Source organism: Pseudomonas sp. IAC-BECa141, assembly GCF_020544405.1.
In the GTDB taxonomy this organism is placed as follows: Bacteria; Pseudomonadota; Gammaproteobacteria; order Pseudomonadales; family Pseudomonadaceae; genus Aquipseudomonas.
The window spans coordinates 2,478,733-2,491,650 of the sequence record NZ_CP065410.1; the positions used below are offsets into that span (position 1 = coordinate 2,478,733).

9 protein-coding genes and 1 pseudogene are annotated in these 12,918 nt (G+C 61.3%); 4 read left to right on the plus strand and 6 right to left on the minus strand.

Annotated features, from left to right (window positions below; all coding sequences use genetic code 11):
* The 6 genes and pseudogenes from I5961_RS11305 to gloB form a co-directional block, all read right to left on the minus strand.
* On the minus strand, positions 1 to 1,020 hold the full coding sequence (locus I5961_RS11305) for an ABC transporter permease (protein ID WP_085698849.1): 1,020 nt from the start codon (positions 1,018 to 1,020) through the stop codon (positions 1 to 3).
* 1 nt (position 1,021) lies between these two features.
* Positions 1,022 to 2,095 (minus strand): microcin C ABC transporter permease YejB, encoded by a 1,074-nt coding sequence (locus tag I5961_RS11310; protein ID WP_085686478.1) that lies wholly within the window; start codon positions 2,093 to 2,095, stop codon positions 1,022 to 1,024.
* 4 nt (positions 2,096 to 2,099) lie between these two features.
* On the minus strand, positions 2,100 to 3,941 hold the full coding sequence (locus I5961_RS11315) for an extracellular solute-binding protein (RefSeq protein ID WP_085698851.1): 1,842 nt from the start codon (positions 3,939 to 3,941) through the stop codon (positions 2,100 to 2,102).
* Positions 3,938 to 5,769: pseudogene (locus tag I5961_RS11320) on the minus strand (extracellular solute-binding protein). Before I5961_RS11320 ends, I5961_RS11315 begins: the two are co-directional and overlap by 4 nt.
* A 176-nt stretch (positions 5,770 to 5,945) precedes the next feature.
* Positions 5,946 to 7,421 (minus strand): transglycosylase SLT domain-containing protein, encoded by a 1,476-nt coding sequence (locus I5961_RS11325; protein ID WP_227235270.1) that lies wholly within the window; start codon positions 7,419 to 7,421, stop codon positions 5,946 to 5,948.
* Positions 7,422 to 7,520: 99 nt separating this feature from the next.
* The gene (gene gloB, locus I5961_RS11330) at positions 7,521 to 8,288 is read right to left on the minus strand and encodes a hydroxyacylglutathione hydrolase (protein ID WP_085698857.1); all 768 of its coding nucleotides are present in this window, start codon (positions 8,286 to 8,288) and stop codon (positions 7,521 to 7,523) included.
* A gap of 65 nt (positions 8,289 to 8,353) precedes the next feature.
* Between gloB and I5961_RS11335 the strand changes: the two genes are divergently transcribed.
* The 4 genes from I5961_RS11335 (at position 8,354) to I5961_RS11350 (ending at position 12,916) form a co-directional block, all read left to right on the plus strand.
* On the plus strand, positions 8,354 to 9,112 hold the full coding sequence (locus tag I5961_RS11335) for a methyltransferase domain-containing protein (RefSeq protein WP_085698860.1): 759 nt from the start codon (positions 8,354 to 8,356) through the stop codon (positions 9,110 to 9,112).
* A 92-nt stretch (positions 9,113 to 9,204) separates the two neighbouring features.
* The gene (gene rnhA, locus I5961_RS11340; protein WP_003224162.1) at positions 9,205 to 9,666 is read left to right on the plus strand and encodes a ribonuclease HI; all 462 of its coding nucleotides are present in this window, start codon (positions 9,205 to 9,207) and stop codon (positions 9,664 to 9,666) included.
* An 81-nt stretch (positions 9,667 to 9,747) separates the two neighbouring features.
* Complete coding sequence (gene dnaQ, locus I5961_RS11345; RefSeq protein WP_085698862.1) at positions 9,748 to 10,506, plus strand: DNA polymerase III subunit epsilon; 759 nt, start codon at positions 9,748 to 9,750, stop codon at positions 10,504 to 10,506.
* A gap of 154 nt (positions 10,507 to 10,660) precedes the next feature.
* The gene (locus I5961_RS11350) at positions 10,661 to 12,916 is read left to right on the plus strand and encodes an Orn/Lys/Arg decarboxylase N-terminal domain-containing protein (RefSeq protein ID WP_085698864.1); all 2,256 of its coding nucleotides are present in this window, start codon (positions 10,661 to 10,663) and stop codon (positions 12,914 to 12,916) included.
* Positions 12,917 to 12,918 lie beyond the last annotated feature (2 nt).

Here is a 12,918-nt window from a genome sequence, read left to right on the forward strand (position 1 = left end):
TCACTTCCTCGGGTCGAAGGCATCGCGAGCGGACTCGCCGATGAACACCAGCAAACTCAACATCAGCGCCAGCACCGCAAACGCACTCATGCCCAGCCATGGCGCCTGCAGGTTGGATTTGCCCTGGGCTACCAGTTCACCCAGCGACGGACTGCCGGCCGGCAAGCCGAAACCGAGGAAGTCCAGGGCGGTGAGGGTGCCGATGGCGCCGGTCAGGATGAACGGCATGAAAGTCATGGTCGAGACCATGGCGTTGGGCAGGATGTGGCGGAACATGATCGCGCCGTTCTGCATGCCCAGCGCTCGGGCCGCGCGCACGTACTCGAGGTTGCGCCCGCGCAGGAACTCGGCGCGCACCACGTCCACCAGGCTCATCCACGAGAACAACAGCATGATCCCCAGCAGCCACCAGAAGTTCGGCTGGACGAAACTGGCGAGAATGATCAGCAGATACAGCACCGGCAAGCCCGACCAGATCTCCAGGAAGCGCTGGCCGGCCAGATCGACCCAGCCACCATAGAAACCCTGCAAGGCGCCGGCAATGACGCCGATGATCGAGCTGAGCACGGTCAGGGTCAGGGCGAACAGCACGGAGATACGGAAGCCGTAGATCACCCGCGCCAGCACATCGCGGCCCTGATCGTCGGTGCCCAGCAGGTTGTCCGCCGATGGCGGGGCGGGGGCCGGGACTTTCAGGTCGTAGTTGATGCTCTGGTAGCTGAACGGAATCGGCGCCCACAGCACCCACGCGTCCTTGGCCTTGAGCAGTTCGCGGATGTACGGGCTCTTGTAGTTGGCCTCCAGCGGGAACTCGCCGCCGAAGGTGGTTTCCGGGTAACGCTTGATCGCCGGGAAGTACCAGTTGTTGTCGTAGTGCACCACCAGCGGCTTGTCGTTGGCGATCAGTTCGGCACCGAGGCTCAGGCCGAACAGGATCAGAAACAGCCACAGCGACCACCAGCCACGCTTGTTGGCCTTGAACAGTTCGAAGCGCCGGCGGTTGAGAGGGGACAGGTTCATCTCAATGCTCCCGGCTGGCAAAGTCGATGCGCGGATCGACGAGGGTGTAGGTGAGGTCGCCGATCAGTTTCACCACCAGCCCCAGCAGGGTGAATATGAACAGGGTGCCGAACACCACCGGGTAATCGCGGTTGATCGCCGCTTCGAAACTCATCAGGCCGAGGCCGTCGAGGGAGAAGATCACTTCCACCAGCAGGGAACCTGTGAAGAAGATGCCGATGAATGCCGACGGGAACCCGGCGATCACCAGCAGCATCGCGTTGCGAAATACGTGGCCGTAGAGCACGCGATTGCGGGTCAGGCCTTTGGCCTTGGCGGTGACCACGTACTGTTTGTTGATTTCGTCGAGGAAGCTGTTTTTGGTCAGCAGGGTCATGGTCGCGAAGTTGCCGATCACCAGTGCCGTCACCGGCAGCGCCAGGTGCCAGAAGTAATCAAGAATCTTGCCGCCCAGGCTCAGTTCATCGAAGTTGTTCGACGTCAGGCCGCGCAAGGGAAACCAGTCCAGATAACTGCCGCCGGCAAACACCACGATCAGCAGGATCGCAAACAGGAACGCCGGGATCGCGTAACCGACGATGATCGCCGAACTGGTCCAGACGTCGAAATGACTGCCGTGCCGCGTGGCCTTGGCGATCCCCAGCGGGATCGACACCAGGTACATGATCAGCGTGCTCCACAATCCGAGCGAGATCGACACCGGCATCTTTTCCTTGATCAGGTCGATGACCTTGGCGTCGCGGAAGAAGCTGTCGCCGAAATCCAGCCGGGCGTAGTTCTTGACCATGATCCACAGACGCTCCGGGGCCGACTTGTCGAACCCGTACATCTTTTCGATTTCCTTGATCAGCGCCGGGTCCAGACCCTGCGCACCGCGATAGGAGGAACCGGCCACCGACACTTCGGCACCACCGCCGGCAATGCGGCTGGTGGCGCCTTCGAAGCCTTCGAGCTTGGCGATCATCTGCTCCACCGGCCCGCCGGGCGCGGCCTGGATGATCACGAAGTTGATCAGCAAAATGCCGAACAGGGTCGGGATGATCAGCAGCAGTCGCCGAAAAATGTACGCCAGCATCTGATTACTCCGTGCCCGCAGGGTCGGCTTGCAGTTGGGTTTCGACTTCTACCGCCGGTTTCGCATCGGGTTTGACCCACCAGGTGTTAATGCCGATGTCGTACTTGGGGGAGACTTTCGGGTGGCCGATGTGGTTCCAGTACGCCACGCGCCAGGTCTTGATGTGCCAGTTCGGAATCACGTAGTAACCCCATTGCAGCACGCGGTCGAGGGCGCGGGCGTGGGCCACCAGGCTTTTGCGCGAATCGGCGTTGATCAGGCTTTCCACCAGATGATCGACCACCGGATCCTTGAGGCCCATCGAGTTGCGGCTGCTGGCCTTGTCGGCGGCCGCGCTCATCCAGAATTCGCGTTGTTCGTTACCCGGCGAGTTGGACTGCGGAAAGCTGCCGACGATCATGTCGAAATCCCGCGATCGCACGCGATTGACGTATTGCGAGACGTCGACACGGCGGATCACCAGATCGATGCCGAGGTCACTGAGGTTGCGCTTGAACGGCAACAGCACGCGTTCGAACTCGGTCTGCGCCAGCAGGAATTCGATGACCACCGGTTTGCCGGTGGCGTCGACCATTTTGTCGTCGACGATTTTCCAGCCGGCCTCTTGCAGCAACTGATACGCCTCGCGCTGTTGCGCGCGGATCATGCCACTGGCGTCGGTTTTCGGATTTTCGAAGGCTTCGCTGAACACCTGCGCCGGCAGCTTGCTGCGAAACGGATCAAGGATCGCCACCTGCTCGGCATCAGGCAGGCCGGTGGCGGCCATTTCCGAGTTTTCAAAATAACTGCGGGTGCGCGCATAAGCACCGTTGAACAGTTGCTTGTTGGTCCATTCGAAGTCGAACAACAAGCCCAGAGCCTGTCGTACCCGAACGTCCTGAAACACCGGGCGGCGCAGATTGAAGACGAAACCCTGCATCCCGGTCGGGTTGCTGTTGGCAATCTGTTCCTTGATCAGCCGCCCTTCGTTCACTGCCGGCACGTTGTAGGCGTTGGCCCAGTTTTTTGCGGCCATTTCCAGCCAGTAATCGAACTGCCCGGCCTTCAACGCCTCCAGCGCGACGGTATTGTCACGGTAATAGTCGGTGGTCATCACATCGAAGTTGTAGAAACCGCGGTTGGCCGGCAGATCCTTGCCCCAGTAGTCCTTGACCCGCTCATAGCGCACCGAGCGTCCGGCCTTAACTTCTGTGACCTTGTAAGGACCGCTGCCCAACGGGATTTCCAGGTTGCCCTTGTTGAAATCACGATCGGCCCACCAGTGCTTCGGCAGCACCGGCAACTGACCGAGGATCAGCGGCAGCTCGCGGTTGTTGGTGTGCTTGAACTTGAACAACACCTTGAGCGGGTCTTCGGCGATCACTTCTTCAACGTCGGCGTAGTAGCCGCGGTACATCGGCGCGCCTTCCTTGGTCAGGGTCTGGAAGCTGAACACCACGTCGTCGGCGCGTACCGGGTGGCCGTCGTGAAACTTCGCTTCGGGGCGCAGGTAGAAGCGCACCCAGCTGTTGTCCGGGGCCTTTTCGATCTTGGCGGCGATCAGGCCGTATTCGGTAAACGGCTCGTCCAGACCCTGTTTGGCCAGAGTGTCGTAGATCAGGCCGATATCGTCCGCCGGCACACCCTTGCTGATGAAAGGGTTGAGGCTGTCAAACCCGCCGAAGCCGGCCTGGCGGAAGATCCCGCCCTTGGGCGCGTCGGGGTTCACGTAATCGAAGTGCTTGAAGTCGGCGGGGTATTTCGGCGGCTCGTTGTACAGGGTCACGGCGTGTTGCGGGGCGGCAAAGGCCAGCCCGGCGAACAGCAGACCGCTGGCCTGCACGAGCAGGGCGCGGATAGGCTTCATCGATCTTTCTCCGAAGATTTCAGCCACCACGCGCTCAGGCCCAAGGTGTAGGGCGGCGTAGTGACAAAGGCGAACCGGTTGCGGTACGCCAGACGGTGATAATTGAGGTACCAGTTGGGAATGCTGTAGTGCTGCCAGAGCAGCACGCGGTCCAGCGCCTTGCCGGCGGCGACCTGTTCATCGCGGGTACGGGCGGCGAGCAGTTGCTCGAGCAAGTGGTCGACCACCGGGTTGGCGATGCCCGCGTAATTCTTGCTGCCCTTGACCCCGACCTGGCTGGAGTGGAAGTACTGCCACTGTTCCAGCCCTGGGCTGAGGGTCTGGTTGAGGGTCATCAGGATCATGTCGAAATCGAACTGGTCCAGACGCTGTTTGTACTGGGCGCGGTCCACCGTGCGCAGGCGCGCGTCGATGCCGATGCTGTTGAGGTTTTCAATGTACGGCTGGAGGATTCGCTCCAGGTTCGGATTGACCAGCAGCAGCTCGAAACGCAGCGGCTGGCCGGCGGCGTTCTGCAGACGCTGGCCGTTGAGCTTCCAGCCGGCCTCGGCCAGCAGGGCCAACGCTTTGCGCATGGTTTCCCGGGGATGCCGCGGCCGTCGGTCTGCGGCAGCGTGAATGGCTCAGTGAAGAGGCGCGCCGGCAGTTGATCCTTGTAGGGTTTGAGCATCAGCCATTCATGGCCGACCGGCAGGCCGACGGCGCTGAACTCGCTGTTGGGGTAGTAGCTGGTGGTGCGTTTGTAAGCGTCGCTGAACAGTGCGCGATTGGTCCACTCGAAGTCGAACATCAGGCCCAACGCTTCGCGCACCTTGATATCGGCAAAGGCCGGGCGCCGGGTGTTCATGAACAGGCCCTGACTCTGGGTCGGGATCTGGTGGGGGATTTGTGCCTTGATCACGTCGCCGCGACGGATCGCCGGAAAGTTGTAACCGTTGGCCCAGTTCTTGGCCTGATGCTCGATATAGATGTCGAACTCGCCGGCCTTGAACGCCTCGAAGGCCACATCGCTGTCGCGATAAAACTCGACTTCCATGCGATCGACGTTGTATTTGCCGCGATTGACCGGCAGATCCTTGCCCCAGTAGTCCTTGACCCGCTCGAAAATCAACTGCCGCCCCGGCGTGACCGAGGTGATGCGGTACGGCCCGCTGCCCAGCGGTGGCTCGAAGGTGGTGGCCTTGAAGTCGCGACCCTTCCAGTAATGCTGGGGCAGCACCGGTAATTCGCCCAGGCGCAGGATCAGCAACGGATTGCCGCTGCGCTTGAGCACAAAACGGATACGTTGCGGGTTGAGGATATCGACGCGCAGCACTTCCTGAAGGGCGGTGCGGTACAGCGGATGACCTTCCTTGAGCAGCAGGCGATAGGAAAACGCCACGTCGTACGCGGTGATCGGCGTGCCGTCGTGGAAGCGCGCCTGCGGGCGCAGATTGAACACCACCCAGCTGCGATCTTCGCTGTACTCCACCGATTGGGCGATCAGACCGTAACTGGACGCTGGTTCGTCCCCCGACGGTGCGTATTGCCCGGTGCCGACCATCAGCGGCTCGTTCAGCTCGTTGATGCCGTATTGGAGGAAGTTCGCCGTGGTGACCGGGCTGGTGCCCTTGAAGGTGTAGGGATTGAGCGTATCGAAGGTGCCAAACGCCATCACCCGCAAGGTGCCGCCCTTGGGCGCTTGCGGGTTGACCCAGTCGAAGTGGGTAAATCTGGCCGGGTACTTGAGCGTGCCGAACAGCGCATAACCGTGGCTTTCGGTGATCGTCGCGCTGACGGGGGAGCTCAAGGCCAGGCTGATCAGGAGCAGGAGGAGGGGACGCTTCAAGTCAGATCCGATCCAGGCGGCTTGGGCTTTGTGGGCCGTACAGTAACAGCTTGTATGGACAGGAAAAAGACAGGGGCTTAATGCGCGGTTAATTGTGGGAGCCGTCTGCGCCGATCTACGCAAATATCAAAAAAATGACAGACGAAAAAAAGCCCCTGAAAAGCAGGGGCTCCTTGTCAGTGCGGCTGGTAGACCGTGAGCATTTGCCCAGGCTTGAGCGCCTTGCCAGCGCCCGGATTCCAGCGCTTGAGGTGCTGCATCTCGACGTTGAAACGCTTGGCCACCACGTACAGGGTGTCGCCGCGCTTGACCTTGTACTGGGTCTGCTTGCCGTCGTCGTTGTCTTTGGTCTTGCTGCTGGTCTTGCTGTTGGCGGCGATGACCGTATTGATGCGCCCGCCACTCTTGCGTACCGGCGTACGTTTGGTGGTGTCCTGCATGACCAGGGTCTGGCCGACCTTGAGGTTCTTGCCGGTCAGCTTGTTCCAGCGTTGCAGGTCCTTGACCTCGACCTTGTTGGCCTTGGCGATGGAGCCAAGGTTGTCGCCACGCTTGACCCGATAGGCGCGCTTGGCCTGGGCGATTTCGCTCGGATCGGCACCTTCGAACACTGGTTTCAGCGAACGCGGGCTGATCAGCTCTTCAGGGCGCATGGTTTGCAGGCTGGCGGTCAGCAGTTGCGCCTTCGAGGTCGGCACCAGCAGGTGCTGCGGGCCATCGATGGTGGTGCGCTGCTTGAACGCCGGGTTGAGCTGGAACAGTTCGTCTTCGTCTATGTTGGCCACCGCCGCGACCTTGGAGAGGTCCATGCGCTGGTTGATTTCGACGACCTGGAAATACGGTTCGTTGGCGATCGGGTTGAGGTTCACGCCATAGGCTTCAGGGGTCAGAACCACTTGCGAGAGTGCCAGCAGTTTCGGCACGTAAGCCTGGGTTTCCGCCGGCAGGGGCAGGTTCCAGTAATCGGTCGGCAGGCCGAGCTTCTCGTTGCGCTCGATGGCGCGGCTCACTGTGCCTTCACCGGCGTTGTACGCGGCCAGTGCCAGCAGCCAGTCACCGTTGAACATGTCGTGCAGACGGGTCAGGTAGTCTATCGCTGCGGTGGTCGAAGCCGTAATGTCGCGACGGCCATCGTAGAAACGGGTCTGACGCAGGTTGAAGTAGCGCCCGGTGGAAGGGATGAACTGCCAGAGGCCCACCGCATCGGCCCGGGAATAGGCCATCGGGTTGTAGGCGCTTTCGATGACCGGCAGCAGCGCCAGTTCCAGCGGCATGTTGCGTTCTTCGAGGCGCTCGACGATGTAATGAATGTAGAGGCTGCCGCGTTCGCCGGCGTTCTCGAGGAAGGAAGGGTTACTGGCGAACCACAGGCGCTGTTGCTCGATGCGCGGGTTCACGCCCAGGCCTTCCTGCAGCTGGAAACCGCTGCGCATGCGCTCCCAGATGTCCTGGGGCACCTGCGGGCTGGGCTTTTCCGACAACCAGATAGGCTTCTGCTTGGCTCGCGCAGCAATGTTCGGCGTATGCGTCGCTTCAGTCTGCGGAGCATGGCTGGAACAACCCGCCAGTGTGGCGGACACAGCCACCGCGATGGCTTGCGCCAGGCGGGTCAATGCATCTGAATTGACGGACTTACGTATGGATGACGACATTGGCTGGAAGTAAGTTCCGGGCAAAAATGTCGGGCGATTCTAGAAAGCGCACCCCCTGCGGTCAACCATTCAGAACTTTTGAACCAAGCGGTGCGCTGCTTAGAACGTATCTTTCCATGCCCGCAGAGCCGCAAAAACCTCACTCGGCGCCCGGTTTTGAGGGCCGTTCCGTTCGTCCACTTTTTGTGTAACTAATATTTCACTGGTGCGCAGAAAGGGGTTTGTGAGCTTTTCCAGTGCAAGGGTCGAGGGCAGGGTCATGACGCCGTTCGCACGTTGCTGGGTGACTTTTTCCAGACGGGCGGCGATGTCCCGGTTGCCCGGCTCGACGGCGGCGGCAAATTTCAGGTTGCTCAGGGTGTATTCGTGGGTGCAGTAGACCAGCGTGTCTTCCGGCAACGCTGCCAGACGGCTCAGTGACTGGTGCATCTGTTGCGGCGTGCCTTCAAAGAGACGGCCGCAACCGGCGGCGAACAGGGTGTCGCCACAGAACAGCAGGCCGTGATGGTAGTAGGCGATATGTCCCAGGGTGTGGCCGGGCACGGCATGGACGTCGAAGTCCCAGCCGAGCACGCGCACCGTGTCGTTGTCCTTGAGTGCCACGTCCCGCCCCGGAATGCTCTCGCTGGCCGGTCCGTAGACCGTGGCGCCGGTGGCCTTTTTCAGCGTCTCGACGCCGCCGACATGGTCGTGGTGATGGTGAGTGATAAGGATATCGCCGAGCACCCAGCCCGGATGTGCGTCGAGCCACGCCTGTACGGGGGCGGCATCTCCCGGATCGACCACTGCGCAACGCCGGGTGGAATGATCCTGTAACAACCAGATGTAGTTGTCGGTGAAGGCGGGCAGGGCACTGATCTGTATCATCGTCGAATTCGCCAAGCGGGTAACATTGGCGCATCTTAGAGGTTCCTGGCGTGTTGGAGAATGCAATGATCGATAAAGCGTTCGCTCAGGCCGATCCTGACTGGCTCGCGCTGATCGGTGCAGCCCGTGAATGGCTGTCCGGCCCCCTCGGGCAATTTCTGCTGGACGAAGAACGGCGCATGCTCGAAGACGAACTGGGCCGGTTCTTCGGCGGCTATCTGGTGCATTACGGTCCGTCCGCCGAGACGCCGCCGTCGGCGCCGCAAGTGCAGCGCAATGTGCGGCTGGGCGCGCCGTTGCCGGGCGTGGAGATCGTCTGCGAAGAACAGGCCTGGCCATTGAGCGAGCACGCCGCCGACGTGGTGGTGTTGCAGCATGGTCTGGATTTCTGTCTGTCGCCCCACGGACTTTTGCGCGAAGCGGCCAGCAGCGTGCGCCCCGGCGGGCATCTGCTGATCGTCGGCATCAACCCCTGGAGCACTTGGGGACTGCGCCATGTGTTCGCCCATGATGCCTTGCGCAAGGCGCGCTGCATCTCGCCGTCACGTGTGGCGGACTGGCTCAATCTGCTGGGCTTCGCGCTGGAGAAACGCCGCTTCGGGTGCTATCGTCCGCCGCTCGCGTCACCCAAGTGGCAGGCCCGTCTGGCCGGCTGGGAACGCAAGGCCGGTGACTGGCAATTGTCGGGCGGCGGCTTCTATTTACTGGTCGCACGCAAGATCGTGGTCGGCCTGCGTCCGGTGCGGCAGGAACGCCGCGAGCCGATGGGCAAGCTGATTCCGCTGCCGATGGCCAAGGTCAACCGCCGGCGCATCGAACCGTAAAACCTTCTTTTATTTACGGCCGGGTCAATCCCGGCCTCGGCCATCGTCGATTCGTGATCGGCGAGGCCACGCATTTTTCTGGATAGACTGGCATGAGCGAAAGCGTCGATAGCGTAGAACTGTTCACTGACGGCGCCTGCAAGGGCAACCCCGGCCCGGGTGGCTGGGGCGCCTTGCTGGTGTGCAAGGGCGTCGAAAAGGAGCTGTGGGGCGGCGAAGCCAATACCACCAACAACCGCATGGAGCTGCTCGGCGCTATTCGCGGCCTGGAAGCCCTCAAGCGTCCGTGCGAAGTGCTGCTGGTGACCGACTCGCAATACGTGATGAAAGGCATCAACGAGTGGATGGCCAACTGGAAAAAGCGCGGCTGGAAAACCGCGGCCAAGGAGCCGGTGAAAAACGCCGACCTGTGGAAGGAGCTCGACGAGCAGGTCAACCGCCACAAGGTCACCTGGAAATGGGTCCGCGGCCACATCGGCCACCACGGCAACGAACGGGCCGACCAGTTGGCCAACCGTGGAGTGGATGAGGTTCGCGGTTACAAGCAGAGCTGAGCCCTTGGCACTGAAACCCTTCCGGCGAGCGTGTTAACATCGCCGCTTTTGCACGATTGACCCGTTGAGAGCTGAACACTGATGGCCACCAGATCCGTTGTACTCGATACCGAAACCACCGGCATGCCGGTGACCGACGGCCACCGGATTATTGAAATCGGTTGTGTCGAGCTGATCGGTCGACGCCTGACGGGCCGGCACTTTCACGTTTACCTGCAACCGGACCGCGAGAGTGACGAAGGCGCGATCGGCGTCCACGGCATCACCAATGAATTCCTGGTCGGCAAGCCGCGTTTCGCCGAAGTGGCCGACGAGTTCTTCGAGTTCATCAACGGTGCGCAGCTGATCATCCATAACGCGGCGTTCGACGTTGGCTTCATCAACAACGAATTCGCCTTGATGGGGCAGCACGATCGTGCCGATATCACGCAGCACTGCACGATCCTCGATACCCTGATAATGGCCCGGGAGCGTCACCCGGGTCAGCGCAACAGCCTCGATGCCTTGTGCAAACGCTACGGCGTCGACAACTCCGGCCGTGAGCTGCACGGCGCACTGCTCGACTCGGAGATTCTCGCCGACGTCTACCTGACCATGACCGGCGGCCAGACCAGCCTGTCGCTGGCCGGCAATGCCTCCGACGGCAATGGCACGGGCGAGGGCGCGGACAATTCCGCCACCGAAATCCGTCGTCTGCCGGCAGATCGTCAGCCGGGGCGAATCATTCGCGCCACCGAAGCCGAACTGGCCGAACACCAGGTGCGCCTGGAAATCATCGCCAAGTCGGCCGGCGCCCCGGCGTTGTGGACTCAACTGCTGGAAGCCGAAGCTCAGGCGTAAGGCAAAGAGGATCGCCCGAACATACCAGCCGTGTTCGGGCGATCCTTTGTTTTTGGCAGTACTGACAACTGGCCACCCTCGCCACATCCGCTCCGACCCTCTACCCTGAGGACATTGGCAGATCACTCTCCGCCGCCTCAGGACACTGAGCCCCATGTACAAAGATCTGAAGTTCCCGGTATTGATCGTTCACCGCGACATCAAGGCCGATACGGTTGCTGGCGAACGCATTCGCGGCATCGCCCATGAATTGGAGCAGGAAGGTTTCAGTATCGTTTCGGCCACGGACTACACCGAGGGCCGGCTGGTTGCGTCGACCCACCATGGTCTGGCGTGCATGCTGATCGCTGCCGAAGATGCCAGCACCAATTCCCATCTGTTGCAGAACATGGCCGAACTGATCGGTCTGGCCCGGGTGCGGGCGCCGGATCTGCCGATCTTTGCCCTCGGCGAGCAAGTCACCCTGGAAAACGCCCCGGCCGATGCCATGGCCGAGCTCAACCAGTTGCGCGGCATTCTCTACCTGTTTGAAGACACGGTGCCGTTTCTCGCCCGGCAGGTGGCGCGGGCGGCGCGCAAATATCTGGACGGCCTGTTGCCGCCATTCTTCAAGGCGCTGGTGCAGCACACCGCCGATTCCAACTACTCCTGGCACACCCCCGGCCATGGCGGCGGGGTTGCGTATCACAAGAGTCCGGTGGGGCAGGCGTTTCATCAGTTTTTTGGTGAAAACACTCTGCGCTCGGACTTGTCGGTCTCGGTGCCGGAGCTGGGGTCGCTGCTCGATCACACCGGTCCATTGGCCGAGGCAGAAGCACGGGCTGCACGCAATTTCGGCGCCGATCACACCTTTTTCGTGATCAACGGCACCTCGACCGCCAACAAGATTGTCTGGCACTCGATGGTCGGGCGCGATGATCTGGTGCTGGTGGATCGCAACTGTCACAAGTCGGTGTTGCACGCGATCATCATGACCGGCGCGATTCCGCTGTACCTGTGCCCGGAGCGTAATGAGCTGGGCATTATCGGCCCGATTCCGCTCAGTGAATTCAGCCGCGAATCGATCCAGGCCAAGATCGATGCCAGCCCGCTGACCAAGGGCCGCGAACCGAAAGTCAAACTGGCGGTAATCACCAACTCGACCTACGACGGCCTCTGCTATAACGCCGAGCTGATCAAGCAGAGTCTGGGCAACAGCGTCGAAGTCCTGCATTTCGATGAAGCCTGGTATGCCTACGCGGCGTTTCACGAATTCTTTGCCGGCCGTTACGGCATGGCCACCTCGCGCAGCGATGACAGTCCGCTGGTGTTCACCACCCACTCCACCCACAAACTGCTGGCGGCGTTCAGCCAGGCCTCGATGATCCATGTGCAGGACGGCGGCGCGCGGCAGCTGGATCGCGACCGGTTCAACGAAGCGTTCATGATGCACATCTCGACTTCGCCGCAGTACAGCATCATCGCCTCGCTGGACGTGGCGTCGGCAATGATGGAAGGGCCGGCCGGCCGCTCGCTGCTACAGGAAACCTTCGATGAAGCCTTGAGTTTTCGCCGGGCCCTGGCCAATTTGCGCCAGCACATCGCGGCTGACGATTGGTGGTTCTCGATCTGGCAGCCGCCGGGCGTCGAGGGGATTGACCGGGTACAGACCGAGGACTGGCTGCTGAAGCCCGAGGCGGACTGGCACGGTTTCGGCGAAGTCAGCGACGACTACGTCCTGCTCGACCCGATCAAGGTCACCCTGGTCATGCCGGGCCTGACCGCCGGCGGCGCGTTAAGCGACAAGGGCATTCCGGCGGCGGTGGTCAGCCGTTTCCTCTGGGAGCGCGGACTGGTAGTGGAGAAAACCGGGCTCTATTCGTTTCTGGTGCTGTTCTCCATGGGCATCACCAAGGGCAAGTGGAGCACGCTGTTGACCGAACTGCTGGAGTTCAAGCGCAGTTACGACGCCAACGTCAGCCTCGTCACCTGCCTGAAATGCGTTGCCCAGGAAGATCCTGTGCGCTATCGGGGCATGGGTCTGCGCGATCTGTGCGATCAGCTCCACACCTGCTATCGCAGCAATGCCACCGCCAAACACCTCAAGCGCATGTACACGGTGCTGCCGGAAATCGCCATGAAACCGGCCCACGCCTACGACCAGTTGGTGCGCGGCGAAGTCGAGGCGGTGCCGATCGATGAACTGGAAGGCCGGGTAGCGGCGGTGATGCTGGTGCCGTACCCGCCGGGCATTCCGCTGATCATGCCCGGCGAGCGTTTTACCGAATCCACGCGCTCGATCATCGAATACCTCAGGTTTGCTCGCACGTTCGACGCAATGTTTCCGGGGTTCGTGGTCGATGTGCACGGTCTGCAACACGAAGATGAGGGCAATGGACGGCATTACACCGTCGATTGCGTCAAGGAATGAGG

What these genes read in the sequence shown, in the direction of transcription:
- gloB (WP_085698857.1), bottom strand. Translation starts at nt 8,288, where the DNA reads ATGATACAGATCAGTGCCCTGCCCGCCTTCACCGACAACTACATCTGG.
- I5961_RS11325 (WP_227235270.1), bottom strand. Translation starts at nt 7,421, where the DNA reads ATGTCGTCATCCATACGTAAGTCCGTCAATTCAGATGCATTGACCCGC.
- I5961_RS11305 (WP_085698849.1), bottom strand. Translation starts at nt 1,020, where the DNA reads ATGAACCTGTCCCCTCTCAACCGCCGGCGCTTCGAACTGTTCAAGGCC.
- I5961_RS11335 (WP_085698860.1), top strand. Translation starts at nt 8,354, where the DNA reads ATGATCGATAAAGCGTTCGCTCAGGCCGATCCTGACTGGCTCGCGCTG.
- I5961_RS11315 (WP_085698851.1), bottom strand. Translation starts at nt 3,941, where the DNA reads ATGAAGCCTATCCGCGCCCTGCTCGTGCAGGCCAGCGGTCTGCTGTTC.
- rnhA (WP_003224162.1), top strand. Translation starts at nt 9,205, where the DNA reads ATGAGCGAAAGCGTCGATAGCGTAGAACTGTTCACTGACGGCGCCTGC.
- I5961_RS11310 (WP_085686478.1), bottom strand. Translation starts at nt 2,095, where the DNA reads ATGCTGGCGTACATTTTTCGGCGACTGCTGCTGATCATCCCGACCCTG.
- dnaQ (WP_085698862.1), top strand. Translation starts at nt 9,748, where the DNA reads ATGGCCACCAGATCCGTTGTACTCGATACCGAAACCACCGGCATGCCG.
- I5961_RS11350 (WP_085698864.1), top strand. Translation starts at nt 10,661, where the DNA reads ATGTACAAAGATCTGAAGTTCCCGGTATTGATCGTTCACCGCGACATC.